This is a genomic window from Viridibacillus sp. NPDC093762 (assembly GCF_050279675.1).
Taxonomy (GTDB): Bacteria; Bacillota; Bacilli; order Bacillales_A; family Planococcaceae; genus Viridibacillus.
Genome location: NZ_JBNNUK010000001.1, coordinates 491,815 through 514,315, shown reverse-complemented (window position 1 = coordinate 514,315; position 22,501 = coordinate 491,815). Strand labels below are relative to the sequence as shown.

Sequence of the window (22,501 nt, the reverse complement as noted above, 5' to 3'; positions counted from 1 at the left end):
ATTAGCCTCGCCCCTTTAAAATATGTTCTAATATTGCCATACGGATGAATAGTCCGTTTCGCATTTGAGAGAAGATTCTTGAACGCTCACATTCTACTAATGATGAATCAATTTCTACACCACGGTTAATCGGTGCCGGATGCATGATAATTGCTTTATCTTTCATCATTTTTTCACGTTCCTCAGTTAAGCCATATCTTTCTCTGTATGATTCAACTGTGAATCCATCATATGCTGCTTCACGTTCATGTTGTACACGAAGTAGCATAATGACATCACTCTCTTCGATTAGTTGATCCCAATCTTGATGCGCATCATACTCACCTTGCCACTCTGGTGGACAAACAAAGTTGACGTTTGCTCCTAAAGTAGTAAGTGCTGTTGCATCTGATTTTGCAACACGACTATGAGAAACATCACCTGCAATTGTAACATTGACCCCTTCAAATTCCCCGAACTCTTTGAATATTGTGTATAAATCAAGTAAAGATTGAGAAGGATGCTGACCGGCACCATCACCTGCATTGATAATTGATACATCCAAACCTTCTAAAAGCTCTTCGTAGTATGCATCTTGTTTATGACGAATAACGACTGCATCGATACCACTTTGTTGAATCGTTTTTACTGTGTCGTACAATGTTTCACCCTTTATCACGCTTGAGAATCCTGCTTCGAACGGAATTACTGTAGCACCTATTTTTCTTTCTGCTGATTCAAATGATGTTTTTGTTCTTGTGCTTGGCTCAAAAAATAGGTTTGCGATAAAGTACTCTTTCTCTAGTTGTGGTTTCGCACCTGCTTCAAATTCCGCAGCGCGTTTTAATATCAGCATAATTTCTTCTTTTGATACTTCATCCATTGACAGTAAGTTTTTCATCATGAGCCTCCTAGTTTATAAATAAAGCCTCCCTAGATTAGTAGGGAGGCTGAGGAAGGATATGACAGGATAAGCATAGCGCTTTCGCACATGCTTTCGAATCTATATAACCCTTCTTTGCCTCTCTGGGCAATCTGTTAAAAGGTACAGTATTTAAATGTTATTCATCCAAATCAGCGACGTCTTTATCGCGACCTGGTAGTACTAAGTTTAAAATGACACCGACGATGGCTGCTAAGGCCATGCCTTCAATTGCAAATGTGTCAGAAACTTGCGGTATTTTCAATGTTGCGCCACCGATTCCAAAGATCAGGATAACTGATGCAATGACTAAGTTGCGTTTATCATCGAAGTCTACTTTATTTTCTACTAGCATACGTAGACCACTAGATGCGATGATTCCGAATAATAGAATTGATACACCACCCAACACTGAAGTTGGAATTGTTTCGATAACTGCCATCGCTTTTGAAAAGAAAGCCATCACTATCGCTAATATTGCTGCGCCACCGATGACGTACACACTATAAACTCTTGTTAATACTAAGACACCGATGTTTTCACCATAAGTTGTTTTCGGTGGTCCACCGATGAAGGCACTCATTAGCGTTCCTAAACCATCACCTAATAGTGAACGATGTAAACCTGGTTCTTTAATATAGTTGCGATTTACAACTTTGCCTAATACTAATTGGTGACCAATATGTTCTGATATCGTGACAATCACGATTGGTACCATCGCTAGAAGCAATGTGCTTGTTACTTTGAATTCATAATCTATTCCTGGGATTAAGAAATCAGGAAGTGCAAACCATTTTGCTTGTCCAATTGCAGTATAATCGACAATACCTATTGCTGCTGAGTATATATAACCTACAACTAAACCGATTAGAATTGGCATTGTGCTAATGATATTTTTGAAGAAGATTGTACAAATAATGGCGGCTGCTAACGTAACTAGAGCTGCAGAGAAGTCTGGGAAACTATATATCTTCCCACCATCACTATCTGGAATATTCATCGCCATATCAACTGCAACTGTTGCAAGACCAAGACCGATAACCATAATAACCGGAGCTACAACGATTGGCGGCAATAACTTCATAATCCATTTATAACCCGTTTTCCATATGAGTAGTGAGACTATGCCGTAAGTTAAACCGACGAACATCGATCCAATCATCGCACTTCCAACACCACCAGTGTTTGATACAAAAATAATTGGTGTGATAAAAGCGAATGAAGATCCTAAGTAAGCTGGGACTTGAAATCTCGTTACTAATAAGAATATCAGCGTTGCGATACCGCTTGTTAAAAGGGCCATCGCTGGGCTCAAACCAGTAAGTTTTGGTACTAATATTGTTGAGCCGAACATCGCAAACATATGTTGAGCACTTAGTGTAACAAGTTGGAGTGCTTTTGGTTTTTCATCTATATCTAAAACTGCGTTTGCCATATCATGTCATCCTCACATTCTTTACCTTGCTTATTCGTGAATTGTGACGCAATCCGTAGCATCAACTTCTACCATGTTAACTACGATTCTTTCATTTCCTGATGTCGGAATATTCTTCCCTACATAATCAGCACGAATAGGTAGTTCTCTATGACCACGATCGACTAATACGGCTAGTTGGATTTGTGATGGTCTTCCTAGGTCCATGACCGCATCCATCGCTGATCTTACCGTTCGACCTGTGTAAAGCACATCATCTACAAGAATGATTTTTTGCTCTGATACGTTGTCCGTAATATCAACTTGCTGTACTAGTGGCTCTTCGTTGTCTGTTTTTGTTGACAAATCATCACGATATAGTGTGATATCAAGTTCTCCGGTACGTATTTCCTTACCTTCAATTCTATTGATTTTTTGCGCTAGCCTTCTTGCTAAATAAGCGCCTCTCGTTTTAATACCTACTAAAATACACTCATCAATTCCTTCATTGCGTTCAATGATTTCATGAGCGATTCGAGTTAACGCACGATTCATAGCTGGTTCATCAAGTAATACTGCCTTCTGTGTCATTATTTTTCCTCCTCTCGTTATGAGCATAAAAAAACCTCTTGAGCAATGAGCCCAAGAGGATATAGGTGTACTTAAGATATGTCGAAAATACTTGCATCACAAGGATTTTCCACATTTCACGCATACCTTCTCAGCCTCTCTGGACTGTCTTTAAAGGTGAATATTTAGTTTTTCACTACGACAAGTATATTACTCTAGGACTTAAAATGTCAATAGTTACTTTTCAATTCTTTTAATAACTCTTTATAATCGGCTGGTAATGGCGCCTCAAATTCTAAATATTCACCAGTTGAAGGATGAATAAAGCCTAATACACCAGCGTGTAGAACTTGTCCACCAAAGTCGAGTGTTTTTCTCGGCCCGTATTTTGGATCGCCTGCTAATGGATAACCAATATAGTTCATATGGACACGGATTTGATGTGTACGTCCTGTTTCTAGTCTACATTGGACAAGAGTGTAATCCACTCCTAAACGGTCGATAACAGTAAAATGCGTAATCGCATGCTTTCCATTATCAACTACGCCCATTTTTTGACGATCGCGTGAATCACGACCTATCGGCGCATCAATCGTTCCTTTATCGTGCGGGATATGACCATGAACAAGCGCCGTATAACGACGAGTTACTGTCTTATCTACAAGTTGCTGTACTAATGATTCATGTGCTTTATCGTTTTTGGCAACCATTAATAAACCTGAAGTATCTTTATCAATACGATGCACGATTCCTGGACGCGCTACACCATTAATACCTGATAAATCTTGGCAATGATACATTAGACCATTTACAAGAGTACCAGTTGCATGACCTGGCGCTGGATGTACGACCATGCCTTTTGGCTTGTTAACTACAATTACATCGCTATCTTCATAGACGATTTCTAAATTTAAATCTTCTGCCACTATTTCAAGTGGTTCTGTTTCTGGAGGAGTTACTGAAATAACGTCCCCTTCTTTTACTTTATATTTTGTTTTAACAGGCTCATCATTTACCATAACGATTCCATCTTTTAACCAAGCTTGAATTTGAGAACGTGACCAGTCTTGTTGCATTGCTGCAAATGCTTTATCAATACGCTCACCATTCAATTCTTGCATTACTGTATAACTTACTGCTGTCATTGTTTCACCTTTTTCTGATTGAGTTTCTCTTCAAAGAGCATATAAATAATCAACATCACAACGCCAATTGTTAGCGCTGCATCTGCAATATTAAAAATCGGGAAATCATAATTAATAACTGGGATTAGTACATTTACAAAATCCACTACTTCACCGCGAAATACACGATCAATAAAATTACCAATCGCTCCACCTAATAAGAACATTAAGCTCACTTGAAATAATGGCTTTCCTTTTGCTTCTTTATGAAAATAATAAAGAATACCGATTATTACAGCTACCGTAACAATTGCAAATAACCAAAATTGTCCCTGTAACATTCCCCATGCTGCTCCGCGATTACGATGCGAAAGAAGTCCAAAATAAGGATCCCATAGCATAATACTTTCACCAAGTTGCATGTTTTTAACGATACTCCATTTTGTTAGTTGATCAATAATTACTACAAAAGCTGCTAGCCCATAATATTTATACACCGCAATATCCTCCGTTTACTCTATATCTTAACCATTTTAACATAATAGAGCTATGAATGAAAAAAACTACTTATAATATACTTCTTTTTGCAACAAAAAAGCCCTTTTCAATGAATAATCGTTGAAAAAGACCGTCACTTAAACAGATAAATATATTATTATGTTGTTTCAGATTTCATTGAATGTACTTTTTTCAAAATAAAAATGAGCAGTCCGATAAAATTATCGGATGCTCATTTTTTTATTATGCTTCAGTATAGTATTTTTCTACAACATCAGCACAGTTTGCACATAATGTTGGGTGTGATTCACTTTGACCAACTGTTTCAGAAATTGACCAACAACGTTCACATTTTTCACCTGTAGCTTTTTCGACAAGAACAGCTATGTTATCAACTACTACTGCTTCTGCCGGAGCTTGTGTAGTTTCACCGCCTACCACGAATTCTGAAACGATATTCAATTGAGCAAAATTAATATCTTGGTCTGATAGTAAAGTCGTAGTTGCTTCATCTGCAAAGACAGTTACTTTTGCTTCTAATGATTTACCGATTACTTTCGCATTACGTGCTTCTTCTAGTGCTTTTAAAATTGCATTACGTACAGTGATGATTTGAGCCCACTTCGTGCGTAGCATCTCAAAATCTTCTTGTTCAACAGCTTCTGGCATATCAGTTAATTGAACGCTCACTACCTCTGTATTACCTAAATATGACCACATTTCATCTGTTGTATGTGGAATGATTGGAGTTAATAATTTTAATAATGCTTGTAATGTATCATACATAACCGATTGCATTGCACGACGGTCTGCATTATCTTGACCTTCAATATACACAACGTCTTTTGCAATATCTAAGTAGAATGAGCTTAACTCAGTTGCTACGAAGTTGTTGATTGTGTGATATACGCTTGCAAATTCATAGTTATCATAATGCGTGCGTACCCCTTTAATCACATCTTGTAATTTCATGTACATATAGCGATCTACTTCACGAAGATCTGCATATGCTACGCGATCTGTTTCAGGATTGAAGTCACTCACATTACCATGTAGGAATCGAAGCGTATTACGAATTTTACGGTATACTTCAGAAACTTGCTTCATGATGTCCATAGAAATACGAACGTCAGCTGTGTAGTCTACTGATGCTACCCATAAACGTAGAATATCGCCACCGTATTGGTTCATTACTTTGATAGGAGCGATAATATTCCCGATAGATTTACTCATTTTGCGACCTTCTCCATCTAATACGAACCCGTGAGAAAGTAAACCTTTATACGGCGCATGCCCGTGTATAGCAACACTTGTAATAAGTGAAGAGTTAAACCATCCACGGTATTGGTCAGAGCCTTCTAAATAAAGGTCTGCAGGGTAGCGTAATTCCGGGCGTTCATCTAATACACCTTGGTGTGTTGAACCTGAGTCAAACCAAACGTCCATAATGTCGGTTTCTTTAGTGAATTCGCCATTTGGGCTACCTGGATGAGTGAAGCCTGCTGGTAATAAATCTTTTGTTTCACGTTCGAACCAAATATTTGAACCGTATTCTTTGAATAGATTTGCAACATGCTCAATTGTCTCTTCAGTGATGATTGGTTCATCATTCTCAGCATAAAACACTGGAATTGGAACACCCCAAGCACGTTGACGAGAAATACACCAATCCCCACGGTCGCGAATCATATTGAATAGACGTGTTTCACCCCATGAAGGTGTAAAGTTTGTATCACGTATTGCTTGTAACAATTCGGGACGGAATGCTTCAATTGATGCAAACCACTGTGCAGTTGCACGATAAATAACTGGTTTTTTTGTACGCCAGTCATGTGGATATGAGTGCGAGAAGAATGAAAGTTTTAGTAATGCTCCTTTTTCTTCTAATGCTTTTGTAATTTCTTTATTGGCATCATTATAGAACAATCCTTCGAAGCCAGGAGCTTCTTCAGTTAATACACCACGGTTATTAACTGGGCTTAAAATACCGATATCGTATTTTTTACCTATGTTAAAGTCGTCTTCACCATGTCCAGGAGCTGTATGAACACAACCAGTACCAGCGTCAAGTGTTACGTGATCACCGCACATAATCAATGAATCACGGCCGTATATAGGGTGAGCTGCTACAACGTATTCTAAATCTTGTCCAGAGATTTCACGATCAATTTCGTAGTTTTCCCATTCTAACGTTTCTGCTACTTTTTCAAGTAAACCTTTAGCGATGATAAATTTCTTATCAGCTACTTTTACTACAGTATATGTGAATTCTGGATTCACAGAAATACCTAAGTTAGCAGGAATTGTCCATGGCGTTGTTGTCCAGATGATAAAGCTTTCGTCAGTATTCACTACACCTTTACCGTCTTTTACATCAAATGCAACATAGATAGATGGCGATTTGATATCTTGGTATTCGATTTCTGCTTCAGCTAATGCTGATTCACTTGATGGAGACCAATAAACTGGTTTTAAACCTTTATAGATATAACCTTTTTTCGCCATATCACCAAATACTTTAATTTGACGCGCTTCGAATTTTGGTTGTAATGTGATATATGGATTATCCCAGTCACCACGTACTCCGATACGTTTGAATTGAGTTCTTTGACGATCAACTTGTTCGTAAGCATACTCTTCACAAAGTTTACGGAATTCCGCTGTAGTCATTTCTTTGCGTTTTACGCCTTTGTTAGCTAATGCTTGCTCGATTGGTAGACCATGAGTATCCCAACCTGGTACATAAGGAACGAAGTAACCAGTCATTGAACGGTGACGATTAACCATATCTTTTAATACTTTGTTTAATGCATGACCCATATGAAGATCACCATTTGCGTACGGAGGGCCATCATGTAAGATGAATGCTGGGCGATCTTTTGTACGCTCCAACACCAACGCATTGATGTCCATTTCCTCCCATTTTTCTTGAATTTTAGGTTCATTTGCCGGCAAATTTCCACGCATCGGGAAATCCGTTTTCGGCATTAATAACGTATCTTTATATTCCATATAAATCCTCCTCTTTTTTTAGCAAATAAAAAACTCCCCATCCCAAAAAAGGGACGAGGAGGAATTATCTCGCGGTACCACCCTAATTGCGTATAATTAATAATACGCCTCTTAGACACCTTAACGTAGTGTGAGCCGAGACTACTTACTGTTTTTGTTCAGTAATCTAGTTCCAGAGTGATTTTCTTCCTTGAGTGTTTAGTCTGAGCTTACACCGTCCTCAGATCGCTTTTACATCACTCAAAAAATACTGTCTCCATCATAACTTTTTCTTTGATATGTTGACATTATAGAAAACAGAAAGCATTCAGTCAAGTATCGATTACTCTACTGGTGTATCCAAGCGCTCTAATTCTGTTGAATCAATTTCATACTCCAATAAATGATCCCAATCATCGGATTCAATCAAATCTAATTGGGCTTCAACAATCATTTTGAAGCGATTACGGAATACTTTAGATTGTTTTTTCAACTCTTCAATTTCTAGTGCAATACGACGTGCTTTTGATAGAGCTTCGTTAACAATACGATCAGCATTTTTCTCAGCTTCTTTAACGATCAATTTTGCTTCTTTAGTAGAATTACGTCGCACTTCTTCAGCAGCTTCTTGTGCAATGACAATTGATTTTTGAAGAGTTGATTCAATTGAATTATAGTGACCAATTTGCTCATTCGAAGTTAGCAATTTGCTTTCTAGCTCTTTTTTCTCTTTTAAAGCAACTTCATAGTCTTTTATGATTTGCATTAAAAACTCATTGACTTCATCTTCATTGTAACCTCTGAAACCACGGGTAAACTCTTTATTATGTATATCAACAGGCGATAACGGCATTTTCTACACTCTCCCTTATAGCATTATATATATTGTAAACTATTATACAGGTCATTAATGGTAAGTACATCGAAAAAATAACAAATTTAATGAAATTGTTATGATTTTCTTTCCATACGACCTATATTAATGCGAATTTTATCTTTTTTTGTTCTTCCTTCAATAGCTCTTATCATAAATCTCCCGAAACCTCGAATCGATAGTAAATCGAGTTCATGTAATTCAAAAGATATATTTTCTCGGATAGTAAAGTTAACCTTCACTTTTCCACTATTAATAAGAGCTACTGATTTCTGACGAGATATATTAAATACAGAAGCGATAACCGTATCTAAACGCATCGAACTTACTGTCATCATTTCATCCGTCCAAACTTCTTCGTTCGGTAGTATCATTTCAGTTGAATTTAACTCTTCTACATATACTTTCACCTTACCAACTGAAGTGAGATTAACTCTTACATAATCATCTATTTCTGAAGCAATAGCGAATTGGGCTGTAGAGTTGGTTAATCTTATATCCCCAAACTTCTCTCTTCCTAAACCAAGTGATAGTAACGCCCCTAAAACATCTGGATGCTCAAGCTGAACAAACTTAGTAGGATAGCGCAAATGAAATACTGTGATTTGATAATCCTCTTCAACTGGTTCAAAATAGGACGGGTATATAAGAATCCTTCTGCGTTCAGCTTCATCAAATGCACCAAAATACGCCACTTCAATATCGCCTTGATCCCCAATAATTGACTGTACTATAAATCGTTGACGCGGATCTAGAAAGTCCGTTAACTTTGGCGCATAGCGATCTTCTACTTCCATACGCCAGCCACTAACTTGAGCAATAAATTCACGCTCTTCTGGTCGGAAATGCTGGAATATCTCTTCCATAATCCCCCTCCTTTCTTAATAAAAAAACCCCACATTCATATTGTGGGGAAGAGTGACATTGTCTAAAAACTAAAGTAAAAATCCATTAAATAAACTTACTACTCCTTGATTTGCCAAATTCAATACAAATAATGCTACGATTGGTGAAATATCAATCATACCTAATGGTGGAATAAAACGTCTAAATAACTCTAAATACGGATCACAAATTTTGCCTAAAATTTGTCCGAATTTAGACTCATATGCTGCTGGAACCCACGACATCAAAATATAAATGATTAGCGCAATTGAATAATAGAAAAACAATTTTGAAATGATAGTACCTACTATATACATAAATTAATAAACTCCTCAGTTTAATCAGTCTTCATAATAATATTCAGAAATATTACCGTCAACTTCTACATTATCTGGTGTGCATAAGAATATATCCGTGCCAATACGTTTTATATCTCCACCCAGTGCACATATTGTACCACTCAAGAAGTCAATAATACGAATACCTTGCTCTTTATCAATACGCTGTAGATTTACAACGACCGCACGCTTGCTTTTTAAATGTTCAGCAATATCTTGAGCTTCCGCATAGACACGAGGTTCAGCTAAGACAACCTTAGAAGATTTTTGTGTAATACTTACCAAATTAGGCGTATTTGTATGTTCAGTTGTCACATTCCGTCGCTCCTTGTTGCTTACTTTTTTAACTGCAGGTTGACTTACTGCAGCTTGATGAACAGGTTGTGACATGACTCTTTGTTGGCGTTGCTCTTGCTGTTGCTGTTGTGGTTGCTGTTGTGGTTGTTGTGGTTGCTCATAGTACTCTTCATCATCTTCTTCTAGTAAAAAAAAGTTCTTAATTTTATCCTTCATGTTCATTAAGAATCCCTTCTTTCGTTGCCAACTAGAGCCGTACCAATTCGAACATACGTTGCACCCTCTTCGACAGCGATTTCATAGTCATTTGACATTCCCATCGATAAATCGTGACATGGTGCATGAGCATATCCGTTATTTTCGACTTCCAATTGTAGCTTTTTAAGTTTTTTAAAAACGTTGCGAACTACTTCTAAATCTTCTGTATTTGGGGCCATTGTCATTAAACCCACTACTCGAATACGAGAATATTGCGATAGTTGCTCTATAAACGGTATGACTTCTTCTGGTTGCAGACCATGCTTTGATTCTTCACCTGAGACATTTACTTGTACAAAACAATTCACAATATATGTTGCTCGTTTTTCAATTTCTTCTGCTAAACTAATACGATCTAGAGAGTGTAGATAATCAATTTTATCGATGACTTGTTTTACTTTACGTGTTTGCATCGAGCCGATATAATGCCATACAGCACGTTCTGTAATTGTTTCTCTTTTTTCTAACAAGCCTTCTGGGCGATTTTCGCCTAATTGATTTAATCCTGCATCAAGCGCTTCAATAGCCCGTTCAGTAGACACTTGCTTTGTAACTGCGATAATTGAAACATCCGCTACTTGTCTACCTACCCTGTTTGCTACTTTTTCAATCTTTAGCTGAATTTCTTTTAAGTTATTTATAATTAAAGTCATTTTATTCCCATCTTTTCAAAGATACTTGTTTACTTATTGTACCAAGCTACGCATGAATTATCAATGAATAGTCATACATTTCACTATCGCGCTTTCACTAATATGACATCCTTCCCAACTACAAGAATATCTTCTATACGAATTTTCATTGCATCCTTATCACTTTGCGAAAATTGAAAGAATCTCTTCGGTTCGGATACGACGAATGCCTCAATCAAGCCCGTTTCTTCCGACAATACTGCGTCTAGGACAAACCCTAAGAAACGTCCATTGCCTGCTTCAATAATTTCTTTTCTTTGGATATCAGAAAATCTCATCTACATCCCTCCTAACTTAGTCTATGAAGAGAAAAAGCAAAAAACGCATCAACTTTTATAGTTTGATACGTCTTTGCCCTAGTTATTAATTATCGTATTGTGATATTTGCTTTTGAATTGTTTTAATTGCACTTTTTTCCAGCCTAGAAATTTGAGCTTGCGAAATTCCTAATTCGTTTGCTATTTCAGTCTGGGTTTCACCATAGTAAAAACGTTTTGCTAAGATTTTTTGTTGCCGTTCATCTAGCTTCATAACATTTTCTTTCATGGTTACATAAGTCAACCATCGTTCTTCAGAAACTGCATTATCTTTTAGTTGATCCATCATATAAACTGGATCACCACCATCCGAATAAATCGGCTCATGCAGTGACATTGGTTCTTGAATTGCATCTAAAGCAAATAATATATCCTCTTGTGGCAAGCCTGTCATACGCGCTAAATCTGATAGCGTTGGTTCACGTAGTTGCTCATTGATAAACTGCTCTTTAGCCTGCATTGCCTTATAGGCAATATCACGCAATGAGCGAGCAACGCGCAGTGGGTGATGGTCCCGCAGATGCCTGCGAATCTCCCCAATAATCATCGGCACTGCATAGGTCGAAAATCTCACATTATGAGACAAATCAAAATGATCAATTGATTTCAATAAACCAATACAGCCGACTTGAAACAGGTCATCAGCCTGTTCACCACGGTATGCAAAACGCCCCACAATACTGAGTACTAAACGTAGATTGCCCATAACGAGCTGATCTCTTACTTCCTCTTGACCACTTTGCAATTGGATAAATAACTGACGCATTTCCTCATGCTTTAATACTGGTAACTTTGCAGTATCTACACCGCATAAATCCACTTTTGTTCGCATAGTCATTTCCTCCGGACGCTTCTTTCTTTGTTGTAAGTTCAGTTTGTCCGTTAAGCGTCAGAATATGCGGTGGAAAAATGACCAATTTCAACCATTACATAGTTGGTTGATTTAAATTTTCACGTAATTCATGAATAATTTTCTTCTCTAAACGAGAAATATAAGATTGAGAAATACCGAGATGATCTGCAACTTCCTTTTGCGTCATCTCTTCTCTACCATTTAGTCCGAAACGACATTCCATAATATAGCGTTCGCGCTCTTCCAAAATATGAATCGCTTGAAACATATGTTGGCGCTCAATTTTCTTTTCAACATTATCCGTAATAATATGCTCGTCCGTCCCTAAAATATCCGATAATAATAATTCATTACCATCAGCATCTGAATTGAGCGGTTCATCTAGAGACACTTCACCTTTAGTTCGACTTGTTTTGCGTAAGTGCATTAAAATTTCATTTTCGATACATCTAGAAGCATATGTAGCGAGTTTGATATTTTTTTCAGTATTAAAAGTTTCAATTGCTTTTATTAATCCAATCGATCCAATACTAATCAAATCTTCAATTGGTGTATTTGAATTATCAAAACGTCTAGCAATATAAACTACTAAACGCAAATTACGTTCGATTAACGTATCTCTAGCACTCATATCTCCTCTCATAAACGCCGCAATAACTTCCTTCTCCTCCTCTTTTTTCAATGGTACAGGCAGCGATTCATGACTTCCTATATAAAATGTACCCTTCGTTCTCCAAGTAATGAACTTTTGCTGTAGCCAGTGCCAAAATTTTCGAATCATGTAAAAACCCCTTCCATCATTATTGACAAAGCGTTGAGACATTTAGAATGACATCTACCTGCTGTGGGAAATGATCTGATTCCCTTGTAAGTACGAAAAAACCCGGTGCGATAAAGAAACCATCTTCCCCGTGTACCTCCCACTGATCAAAGCGGAAAGCGATTCCATAAACCGCTTTTTCTTGTACCGTTGAGAATCGAATAACCGTTAACTTACTTTGTAATTCTTTCGGGAACATCGATAATTTGTAAGGATTAGATGCTTGCCAGCTCTGTAGTGCAGCTTTTAGCACATCATCCATACGATCTTCTAACGCGCTCCAAGCAATAAAATGAACAGCCCTACCAGTTAATGGTTCGATGCAACTATTTCCTGTATCGATAAAGCCTCTTAACAGCCAACTCTGCCCTTGGAACGTCATTGTTGTATCAAATACAAGCCCACGCTCAAGCGATTGCTGCTTACTAACGGTCCATCTATTTTGCAATAGAACAAGCCCAGCAACAGCTATGATACTGCTAGTTGACGCAAAATAGACAGTAGGCATTTTAAAAAATAGTGGCTCAAGAGCCGTTAATAGACCACCTGCAAATAATGCGGCCACAATACAGATAACAGCACTTTTGAGCCATTTCATAAAATGAAAACCAAAAGCACTAATTGTCATCACGACAAAAGCAAAAATCATTGGTAAAACAGATTGACCAATAAAGACAACGACGCATGCACCCATTAGCGCGCTTAACAACAATCTTTTTCTCGACACTTGCAATGCACCAATCTTACTTGTAAAGGACAAGACAATGTAATTGAAAATTGTATTGAGCGCTAAAATAACTTCTCCGTACATGACACCGCCTCCCTACTGAAAGGTTATCATTCTCCAACTCCAAAAAATGTCAAACCGTGAAGTGATTTCGCAAAAAATTGCGACAGAAAAAAGTGTATACTGACATTTTTTTTCAGATATTTTGCGCAAAATAAAAAGCCCACACAATAAATTGTGTGGGCTAGTTGGATTAATAAATTAACGTCTTTTTTGGCGATTACGTAAGAATGTCGGAATATCTAAAGCATCATCTTGAGATTGTGACGTTTGTGTTTGGCGCACAGGCTCTTGATGTACTTTTACTTCTTCTTGTCTTACTTCACGACCAGCTTGTTGAGAAGCTGCAGTAACAGCTGGACGACCAGCGCCGATTCCGCCGCGACCAGCTGAACGCGGGTCAACAGGCATTTCATCATCTGAGAATCCAGTTGCAATAACTGTAACGATGATTTCATCTTTCAAGTTATCATTAATTACCGCACCGAAGATAATATTCACATCTTCATCAGATGCTGCAGATACAATATCAGCTGCATCCCCAACTTCATAAAGACCTAGGTTTGAACCACCAGTCATATTCATTAGGACACCTTTCGCACCATGAATTGATGTTTCAAGTAATGGACTTGAAATCGCTTTTTTAGCAGCTTCTATTGCACGATTTTCTCCAGATGCAATACCAATACCCATTAATGCAGAACCTTTATCAGACATAATAGATTTTACGTCTGCAAAGTCTAAGTTAATAAGACCCGGTGTTGCAATTAAATCTGAGATACCTTGTACACCTTGACGAAGAACATTATCTGCTTCACGGAATGCTTCTAACATTGGCGTATTTTTATCTACTATTTCAAGCAGACGATCATTTGGAATAACAATTAATGTATCAACTGCTTCTTTCATTGCAGTAGTACCGCCATATCCTTGTGATTGACGTTTTCGTCCTTCAAAAGTGAATGGACGTGTTACAACACCTACTGTTAGTGCACCTAAATCGTGAGCAATTTGAGCAATAACAGGTGCAGCACCTGTACCTGTACCGCCACCCATACCAGCAGTAACGAATACCATATCTGCTCCACTTAACGCTTCTTCTAACTGTTCTTTACTTTCTTCAGCAGCCTTTTTCCCAACTTCAGGGTTTGCTCCTGCACCTAAACCACGTGTTAATTTTCCACCAATCTGTAATTTCACATCGGCTTTCGATAGTTTTAATGCTTGTGAGTCTGTATTCACGGCAATGAATTCTACACCTTGTACACCATGTTCAATCATACGATTGACTGCATTATTACCGCCGCCGCCAACGCCGATTACTTTAATCACTGCTAGTTGTTCGACATCTGTATCAAATTCTAACATCTCTATTCCTCCTATTTTAGCTCATTGTGTGTAGAGAAAGCCGCCTATATTATTCTAAAAATTTGGTTAAGAAATTCCGAACCTTACCAACTACGCCCTCTTTTTGCTCTTGTGTATCATAAGTGGTTGGCACTTTTGTATTTGACTCTGTATTTTGAATTGGTCCTAGCGGTTTGTCATCGCTATAATCTCCGAGAAACTCGGATTCCATATATGCATAACGAATTAAGTTTACTGCTGATGTATATTCAGGTTCTCTTACACCGATATATTCAGGCGTATAAACTCTTACTCTCGTTTGTAACACATGGCGAGCTAGTTGAGAAATACCTTCTAATTTGGCAACGCCTCCAGTTAATACGACGCCACCTGGTAAATCTTGAATACCCATCCGATACAACTCATCGATTATCAATTCGAATAATTCTTCCAATCGAACACCGATTATTTCGGATATGTACCTTTGACTAAATTGTTCCTTTGTATCTCCATCAATAACTGGCACTTCAAATAGTTCATCTTCTGAAGCATCGTCGTAAAATGCATGTCCATAGTCAATTTTAATCTTCTCAGCTTGTTCTGTAGGTGTTTTTAAGACAATCGATAAATCTTTCGTAATATGTTCTCCACCTACTGGAATAACAGCTGTGTGTGTGAAATGCTCATCTTTGAAAACAGCAATTGTTGTTGAACCACCGCCAATATCAATAAATGCAGTGCCTCGGTTCTTTTCATCTTCAGTTAATGCAAATTCACCTGCAGCAAGTGACTGTAAGTAAATTTCTTGTATATCCAATCCCGCTTTTTCAACGCAACGGAGTACATTATGCAGGATTGTTTTAGAAGTAGTAATTAATGTACCATCCATTTCTAATCGGATACCAATCATACCTCGAGGGTCTTTGATTTCATCTAAATTATCTACTATAAATTGTCTAGGAACTAAATTGACTAGCTCTCTCTCTGGCGGAATAGACATCACTTGTGCCGATTCCATTACGCGATCTAAATCCTCATCGCCTATTTCACGGTTGTCACTATTAACAGCAACTACCCCTTTAACAGGTTGAAGCATAGCCTGATTGGCAGGAATTCCTAGAATAACTTTATTAATAGTCATCCCTATCATTCTTTCGGCTTGTTCGACCGCTTTTTTAATAGATTGTACTGTAGCATCTATATCTACAATACTTCCTTTACGAATGCCAGTAGATTTTACATTACCTACTCCTATTACATGTAAAGTCTCATTATTTACTTCTCCAATAACGACTTTAATGGATGATGATCCTATATCTAGTGATACATATAATTCTGAGTGACTCAATCTGTGGCACCTCCTTCAACAACTCTTATCAATATTCTATTGTAAATTGAGTAACTTGTCTAAATAAATTCCTGTTTTTTCGAAAAAATTCCTTCTATTAGACTGCTTTTTCAGATTGTTTTGCTTTTTTATCATTCCATTTTGATAATAATATCCTTCTAATGATAGCAATATTTTGGAAAAGTCGCACTCCAAAAGCGAAAACGGCTGCCAAATAAAGATCAACACCTAAGTGAACTCCTAAAAAAGCTAATCCTGCTGCTATAGCAATATTAAAGAAAAAACCTGTCACGAATACATAATCATCATATACTTGTTGTAATTGTGCTCTTATCCCACCAAAGAGAGTATCTAAAGCAGCAAGTACTGCAATTGATAAGTAACTTTCATAAATTGTAGGTATTTGAACGTCAGTTAACAGACCAAGGGAAATACCTAATAGTAAACCTAGTAACGGTAACCACAAATTCTATTCCCCCTTTGTCGTTTCTGATAAAAATTTATTATGAAAAGATCGATCAAATCCATTTAAAGTTACCTCTTTTTGTGGTTGTCCAATTGATAAAGTTAAATTATCAAGATAAAAATCATCTGCAATGGATGAAGATTCCAAATAACTTGCTAGCTTATTAGCATCCGCTAATGTACTTGTACCAATAGTTATCATAAATGGTGGTGTTCGAACAGCCAAACTATTAACTGTTGTTTGTCCATTAATATCACGAATAGCTGTCGTTTGAACGATTCTCTTACCATCAATCACAACTGCATTGCCCTTAAAACGATTAATATCATTGACAAGCTTTACTAATAAATCTGGCGAGATATTAGGTACTGCTTGTCCTAATACCTTTGCCTCAGGCGAAACATCAACTCTAAGTACTAAACCCGGAGATTTTATTTCTGTTAATCCCGCTTCTTGTTTCAACCCTTGAACTGTTTCCCTCAATATGCGATCTGGACTATCTTTATCCATATTCTCATATTTACTAATCGTGGAATTTAATAGCTGAATGTTAGCTAACAGTTCTGAATGACGCTGCTTTTCTAGTGATAGTTCCCGACGAATATCCCATAAATCACGTGTATCACGTTGTTGTGGATTTTTCACTGTGTTATACTGCATCGCTAACATAAATCCAATGATGAATAATACGATGATGAACGGTGTATGCATTTTACGCTTCAATCTATCGCCTCCTTACCTTAGGACATTAAGAATTTCCTTGGACAGCAGGCATGACGAGCTGCTTACTACCATCTATCGTCACAATAATATTATCATCAATGAGTTGGTCAAAAACGCCACCAGCTAGTGTTAAACCTGCAGACAATACATTTGGGTCACCTACTGCTTCAATGACAAATGGCGCTGGGAATTGGTCATCATCAATCGTGATTACTGGACCATTACATTTAATATAAGAATTAGCTTTTAATCGATGACCATTAATGGCTATCGCTTGAGCTCCAGAAATCTTTAATTCATTTAATACTTTGAATACGTGACTTTCATGAACTATATAGTCATTCGGGTTAACCGATTTTGGATCATATTCAGCATCTTGTAGCGTCACTGTAACACCTGATCCTCGTCCAGGTATTTTACCAAGTAAAAGGCGAAGATCATCAGCCTGCTTCACTAAATCTTTATATCCCTCTTTACTACCCGAAAAGTCTTGTTCATAATCCTTTATTTTTTGTTGTAAAATTAATTTTTCTTCTTCAAGTTCTTTATTACGTTCTTGTTGAGCAATTAAACCTTCACGTAATTGTTCTTTTTTTTCAAAATCAGAAGAGTTTGTTTCAGTCATCGTGGTACCTTTTGACTTTGCCATATTATAGGCATACGCGAAAAGAAAGCCCAGTGCAATCGAAACTACTAAAAAGGCAAATTGATGTTTAAATGAATGACGTTTTTTATTGGCCGGTTGTTTGGTCATTTACTTCCTCCTTTGAAGTTGGTTTACCATATTCACTCGAATACGAGCGATAGAATGAACCTACTTCTAAGTCAATAACCCCTTTTTCACCTTTTTTGACTTGCGAAATGATAGATGGATAATACTTCAATTTTTCAGCCAATGTCGGAATAGTTGCACGAACTTCAAAACCATCATTCATAAATAAACGTACCGCATAAGGATTGGATTTTGTTGGAACAGCATTTACTTGAGAAATTAAAGTCATTAGTTCTGGATCGACCTTGTCCAACTGTTTAATCATCTTAAGTAATAAGGCATCTTCTTTAAAACCAACCAAGATGGGCAAATTCAAATCACGTGGTATTTCATCTAAGCTGTAAATTACACCATTTTGCAACACTAGATTATATTGACCACCATTCTTAATAAAAGCTTTTTTATCGTACTCTTTTACTTTTATAGTCACAGTGTTTAACCAATTACGTTCAACTGATACACTCTCGACCCAATCTTTTTTTTGAAGGGTCTCTTCAATTTTTTTTGGCTTAAACCCCCACAAAGAATCTCCTACACGGATATTGCTATGTTTTGTGTAGTATTCTGCCTTTTTTAATTGACCACCAATTACTTTAATTTCCCCTATATGACTTAATGATGATTGAAAATAAAGAAGTGCCAGTAAGATAATGCCGAAAATGGCTAGCAATATTGTAAACCGCTGATTCGTCCGTTTTTTACGACGTTCACGAAGCGTCGGAATACGTTCTTCTATATCTATAATTTTCTCCATACTGTGCACTCCTTCCTCTTTTATTTAAACTCTTTTTGTAAAATTCCAAATTACACCGACTATAAGCCAAGCGGACATTAGGGATGAACCACCATAACTTATAAAAGGCAAAGTAACTCCTGTGACAGGTAGTAAGCCTGTAACAACTCCAATATTCAAAAACGCTTGAAAACCTAGCATACTAATCAATGCTGCAACACTGTAATAATAGCTTAATTGCTGCGTTCTGACTGCCAAAGCATAACCGGAGTATAAAGCCACCGCAAAGGTTATCACGATCAATGCTGCGCCTATAAAGCCTGTTTCCTCAGCAATGATGGAAAAGATAAAATCATTTTGTGGTTCGGGTAAGTAAAGATACTTTTGCCGACTGTTACCAAAACCATGTCCAAACAAACCAGCTGGCCCAATTGCAAGTAAGGATTGGATTGCTTGGAAGCCACTACCTAAAGGGTCAGACCAAGGATCCAAAAACGCCTCTATACGCTTTAATCGATACGGAGCCGCCATTATCAAACCCACTAAACCACTTATACCAATCATCATTAGAAAAACGTAAAAACGAATTGGATAACCAGCTATAAAAAGTAATGCAAAAGATGATACGAGTAAAATAAACGCAGAACCAAAATCAGGTTGTAGCATTATAAGAGCTGCTGGCAATAAAATCAAAACAAAGTGACTTAATTGAATGGTTCTTTCCGTACTTTTCTTACGTGCTAATACAAAGCTTAATTTTACAAGCAATGCAATCTTAGCAAATTCAGCGGGCTGAATACTAAGGGGCCCGAAAGCAATCCAGCTTTGAGAGCCATTTCGCACGGCGCCTATTCCAGGAATTAATACCGCTATTAAAAGTAAGAGTGAAAATATGTACAGTATTGTCCAACTTTTTTCCATTCTTAGAAGGGAACTATTGGAAACAACATAAAATGCTGCGACTGCCACACCTAAATAAATTAGTTGCTTAAAAAGAAAAGGGGCAGTATTACCATAGTGTACCTTGCCCCAATACGTCCCTGCAGAATAGACGAAAACAATGCCTATCAATGTCAAGAAAATGATTGCACCCATAAAAAGTGTGCGTTCACGTTGATTCAGCTATGGCATCCTTCCTGTTGTTCGAATTTCCTTACAACTTCATTGCAGCTTCGATGAACTTATCACCACGCACCTCGAAAGTTGGGTATTGATCCCAGCTTGCGCATGCAGGAGATAATAAGATGACATCTCCTTCATTTGATAAATCTGCTGCTTGTTTAACACCTGATTCCATATCATCAGCATATGCTATTTTTTCAACACCACATGATTCTGCGAATTCAGCAAATCGCTTAGCTGTTTCCCCAGATACGACAACCGCGTGAACATTCCCCATATGTGGACGTAGTTCTTCGAATGAGTGCCCTCGATCTAAGCCACCTGCAAGTAAAACAATCGGCTGTTTAAAGGCTGCTAGCGCACTGCGAGTAGCTAATGTATTAGTTGCTTTAGAATCATTGAAGATTTTACGACTTTGCCATTCTCGAACAAATTGTGTACGATGCTTAACACCCGTAAATGATGATAAGACATGCTCAATCTTATCTTTTGGACAATCCATAATTATCGCTGCAGCAACTGCTACTAAAACATTCTCTAAATTATGTTGTCCAGGAAGAGCTATAATGCTTCGTTTGATAAATGGTTTACCTAACCAATAAATCATGTCATCATCTGCACTTATTCCTAGATAATTAATACCTTTTGTTGTGAATGGAACTTTATGTGCATGTGATTTATTTGCATAACTTACAACTACTTCTTGATCTGCGTTATAGATTAAATAATCTAATGCATCCTGGTTGCGTGTGACAGCAAATTTAGCATTACTGTATTCTTCCATTGAACCGTGATAGTCAATATGCGCTTCGTATAAATTCGTCCAAATCGCAATTTTCGGCTTAAATTGTTCAGTACCCATTAATTGGAATGAAGATAATTCTGTAACGACTACATTATCTGTTGTAGCATGTTCAGTGACTGAACATGCTACTGTACCTATATTTCCAGCAATGAGAGGATTTAAACCACCTTGATTTAAAATATGGTAAAGCAAGGTGGTCGTTGTTGTTTTACCATTTGAACCCGTAATACCAATCATAGGAGCCTCGCTAATTAAGTAAGCGAGCTCTATCTCAGTCCAAATTGGAATACCTCGTTTTACAGCATCTGCTACTAGAATGTTTGTATAAGGAATCCCAGGGTTTTTCACAACTAATTCGAAACCTTCATCTAGTAAATCTTCTGGATGACGGCCACAAATCACTGTAATTCCTTGTTGTAACAGACGTTGTGCATCAATGTTCTCTTCAAAAGGTTTAGCATCATTTACAGTAACGAAAGCGCCCATTTTATGCAGTAATTCCGCAGCTGCGACACCACTTTTCGCTAATCCTAGTACAAGTACTTTTTTATGTTCCATCCCATTTACGCTTTTCATTTCAAGACCTCCGGAACCACTGCGATCAACGCTGCAACTACTGCTGTCAACCAGAATGTTAGAACAATACGCCATTCAGACCAGCCTGATAACTCAAAATGGTGATGTAGTGGACTCATTTTAAAAATTCGTTTACCTGTTAATTTGAAGCTTGCTACTTGTAAAATAACAGATAGTGTTTCAGCGACAAAGATAATACCAATCAATAATAATAACACTTCATGCCCAACTAATACTGAAAGCATCGCAAGTGCTCCACCTAAAGCAAGTGAACCCGTATCTCCCATAAATACTTTTGCTGGATTGGCATTGAATATTAAGAAACCAAGTAAAGCACCTGTTACAGCAAATGCAAATATCGCGATATCAACTTGATCGTTTACAAGCGCTAGCACACCAAATGCAGTAAAAGCAATGGAAGCTGTACCCGATACAAGCCCATCTAACCCATCTGTTAAGTTGACAGCATTAGAGAAACCTACTAACCAAAAGATTAAGAATAAAACATAAAATCCACCTAGGTTAAATGCGAAATCAGTAAGTGGTATCTGAATTGTATTATGGAAAACGCCTAGACCTAATAAGAAATAGGCAGCAATCGAAATAATAATTTGTCCGATTAACTTTTGGAGGGATGTTAATCCCAAATTACGCTTGAAAATAATTTTAAGACCATCGTCTAAAAAGCCGATTAAACCAAAGCCGAATAAGACGAGAATTAATACAACGGATTGTGAAGTAAAGGCATCATTTAGATAACCTAATACAATTGTAGTAGCGATAATAGAGAATAAAAATATTACGCCACCCATAGTTGGAGTTCCCGCTTTTTTCTGATGTGATTTTGGTCCTTCTTCTCGAATACTTTGACCAAATTTCATTCGGCGTAATAACGGAATAACAGCTGGTGCTGTAATTGCCGTTAAGACGAATGAAGTGGCCAAAACAATTAAAGTTGTTGCAATTGTCATGAAAATTCTCCTTCTAACC

The 22,501-nt window shown here is 37.4% G+C and carries 24 protein-coding genes and 1 other annotated feature; all 24 genes read right to left on the bottom strand.

Annotation, left to right across the window (positions count from 1 at the left end; all coding sequences use genetic code 11):
* Position 1 precedes the first annotated feature (1 nt).
* Positions 2-880, bottom strand: coding sequence for an aspartate carbamoyltransferase catalytic subunit (locus ACQKM9_RS02440; protein ID WP_427732329.1), 879 nt, complete (start codon positions 878-880; stop codon positions 2-4).
* A 160-nt stretch (positions 881-1,040) separates the two neighbouring features.
* Positions 1,041-2,336, bottom strand: coding sequence for a uracil-xanthine permease family protein (locus ACQKM9_RS02435; protein ID WP_427732327.1), 1,296 nt, complete (start codon positions 2,334-2,336; stop codon positions 1,041-1,043).
* Between the two features lie 30 nt (positions 2,337-2,366).
* Positions 2,367-2,906, bottom strand: a complete 540-nt coding sequence (gene pyrR / locus ACQKM9_RS02430) for a bifunctional pyr operon transcriptional regulator/uracil phosphoribosyltransferase PyrR (protein ID WP_053417522.1) — start codon at positions 2,904-2,906, stop codon at positions 2,367-2,369.
* A gap of 209 nt (positions 2,907-3,115) precedes the next feature.
* On the bottom strand, positions 3,116-4,030 hold the full coding sequence (locus ACQKM9_RS02425) for an RluA family pseudouridine synthase (RefSeq protein ID WP_427732325.1): 915 nt from the start codon (positions 4,028-4,030) through the stop codon (positions 3,116-3,118).
* The gene (gene lspA / locus ACQKM9_RS02420; RefSeq protein WP_038183904.1) at positions 4,027-4,506 is read right to left on the bottom strand and encodes a signal peptidase II; all 480 of its coding nucleotides are present in this window, start codon (positions 4,504-4,506) and stop codon (positions 4,027-4,029) included. Before lspA ends, ACQKM9_RS02425 begins: the two co-directional genes overlap by 4 nt.
* Positions 4,507-4,750: 244 nt before the next feature.
* Positions 4,751-7,519 carry an isoleucine--tRNA ligase gene (gene ileS / locus ACQKM9_RS02415; RefSeq protein ID WP_427732323.1) on the bottom strand — a complete coding sequence of 923 codons (2,769 nt, stop codon included), beginning with the start codon at positions 7,517-7,519 and terminating at the stop codon, positions 4,751-4,753.
* A gap of 46 nt (positions 7,520-7,565) precedes the next feature.
* Positions 7,566-7,791 (bottom strand) — a binding site (T-box leader).
* A 50-nt stretch (positions 7,792-7,841) separates the two neighbouring features.
* Positions 7,842-8,351, bottom strand: a complete 510-nt coding sequence (locus ACQKM9_RS02410) for a DivIVA domain-containing protein (protein ID WP_427732321.1) — start codon at positions 8,349-8,351, stop codon at positions 7,842-7,844.
* Between the two features lie 98 nt (positions 8,352-8,449).
* Positions 8,450-9,238: an RNA-binding protein gene (locus ACQKM9_RS02405; protein WP_427732319.1), complete on the bottom strand. Its 789-nt coding sequence runs from the start codon at positions 9,236-9,238 to the stop codon at positions 8,450-8,452.
* A gap of 69 nt (positions 9,239-9,307) precedes the next feature.
* The gene (locus tag ACQKM9_RS02400; protein ID WP_427732317.1) at positions 9,308-9,574 is read right to left on the bottom strand and encodes a YggT family protein; all 267 of its coding nucleotides are present in this window, start codon (positions 9,572-9,574) and stop codon (positions 9,308-9,310) included.
* Positions 9,575-9,598: 24 nt separating this feature from the next.
* The gene (locus tag ACQKM9_RS02395; RefSeq protein WP_427732315.1) at positions 9,599-10,114 is read right to left on the bottom strand and encodes a cell division protein SepF; all 516 of its coding nucleotides are present in this window, start codon (positions 10,112-10,114) and stop codon (positions 9,599-9,601) included.
* Complete coding sequence (locus tag ACQKM9_RS02390) at positions 10,114-10,803, bottom strand: YggS family pyridoxal phosphate-dependent enzyme (RefSeq protein ID WP_427732313.1); 690 nt, start codon at positions 10,801-10,803, stop codon at positions 10,114-10,116. The genes ACQKM9_RS02395 and ACQKM9_RS02390 overlap by 1 nt, the downstream gene beginning before the upstream one ends.
* Before the next feature lie 83 nt (positions 10,804-10,886).
* Complete coding sequence (locus tag ACQKM9_RS02385) at positions 10,887-11,120, bottom strand: PRC-barrel domain-containing protein (RefSeq protein WP_053417530.1); 234 nt, start codon at positions 11,118-11,120, stop codon at positions 10,887-10,889.
* An 85-nt stretch (positions 11,121-11,205) separates the two neighbouring features.
* On the bottom strand, positions 11,206-11,991 hold the full coding sequence (gene sigG, locus ACQKM9_RS02380) for an RNA polymerase sporulation sigma factor SigG (RefSeq protein ID WP_038183877.1): 786 nt from the start codon (positions 11,989-11,991) through the stop codon (positions 11,206-11,208).
* A gap of 94 nt (positions 11,992-12,085) precedes the next feature.
* Positions 12,086-12,793: an RNA polymerase sporulation sigma factor SigE gene (gene sigE / locus ACQKM9_RS02375; protein ID WP_038183874.1), complete on the bottom strand. Its 708-nt coding sequence runs from the start codon at positions 12,791-12,793 to the stop codon at positions 12,086-12,088.
* Between the two features lie 19 nt (positions 12,794-12,812).
* Complete coding sequence (locus ACQKM9_RS02370) at positions 12,813-13,643, bottom strand: sigma-E processing peptidase SpoIIGA (protein WP_427732311.1); 831 nt, start codon at positions 13,641-13,643, stop codon at positions 12,813-12,815.
* A gap of 177 nt (positions 13,644-13,820) precedes the next feature.
* The gene (gene ftsZ, locus ACQKM9_RS02365; RefSeq protein WP_427732310.1) at positions 13,821-14,987 is read right to left on the bottom strand and encodes a cell division protein FtsZ; all 1,167 of its coding nucleotides are present in this window, start codon (positions 14,985-14,987) and stop codon (positions 13,821-13,823) included.
* A 49-nt stretch (positions 14,988-15,036) separates the two neighbouring features.
* Complete coding sequence (ftsA, locus tag ACQKM9_RS02360) at positions 15,037-16,314, bottom strand: cell division protein FtsA (protein ID WP_427732308.1); 1,278 nt, start codon at positions 16,312-16,314, stop codon at positions 15,037-15,039.
* A 97-nt stretch (positions 16,315-16,411) separates the two neighbouring features.
* On the bottom strand, positions 16,412-16,780 hold the full coding sequence (locus ACQKM9_RS02355; protein ID WP_427732306.1) for a small basic family protein: 369 nt from the start codon (positions 16,778-16,780) through the stop codon (positions 16,412-16,414).
* A 3-nt stretch (positions 16,781-16,783) separates the two neighbouring features.
* Positions 16,784-17,503: a DUF881 domain-containing protein gene (locus ACQKM9_RS02350; protein ID WP_427732304.1), complete on the bottom strand. Its 720-nt coding sequence runs from the start codon at positions 17,501-17,503 to the stop codon at positions 16,784-16,786.
* 25 nt (positions 17,504-17,528) lie between these two features.
* On the bottom strand, positions 17,529-18,257 hold the full coding sequence (locus ACQKM9_RS02345; protein ID WP_427732302.1) for a DUF881 domain-containing protein: 729 nt from the start codon (positions 18,255-18,257) through the stop codon (positions 17,529-17,531).
* On the bottom strand, positions 18,235-19,029 hold the full coding sequence (locus ACQKM9_RS02340; RefSeq protein WP_427732300.1) for a cell division protein FtsQ/DivIB: 795 nt from the start codon (positions 19,027-19,029) through the stop codon (positions 18,235-18,237). The genes ACQKM9_RS02345 and ACQKM9_RS02340 overlap by 23 nt, the downstream gene beginning before the upstream one ends.
* A gap of 24 nt (positions 19,030-19,053) precedes the next feature.
* Positions 19,054-20,103 carry a putative lipid II flippase FtsW gene (gene ftsW, locus ACQKM9_RS02335; protein ID WP_427732298.1) on the bottom strand — a complete coding sequence of 350 codons (1,050 nt, stop codon included), beginning with the start codon at positions 20,101-20,103 and terminating at the stop codon, positions 19,054-19,056.
* 58 nt (positions 20,104-20,161) lie between these two features.
* Positions 20,162-21,511 (bottom strand): UDP-N-acetylmuramoyl-L-alanine--D-glutamate ligase, encoded by a 1,350-nt coding sequence (gene murD, locus ACQKM9_RS02330; RefSeq protein WP_427732296.1) that lies wholly within the window; start codon positions 21,509-21,511, stop codon positions 20,162-20,164.
* Positions 21,508-22,482 carry a phospho-N-acetylmuramoyl-pentapeptide-transferase gene (gene mraY, locus ACQKM9_RS02325; RefSeq protein ID WP_427732294.1) on the bottom strand — a complete coding sequence of 325 codons (975 nt, stop codon included), beginning with the start codon at positions 22,480-22,482 and terminating at the stop codon, positions 21,508-21,510. Before mraY ends, murD begins: the two co-directional genes overlap by 4 nt.
* Positions 22,483-22,501: the final 19 nt, after the last annotated feature.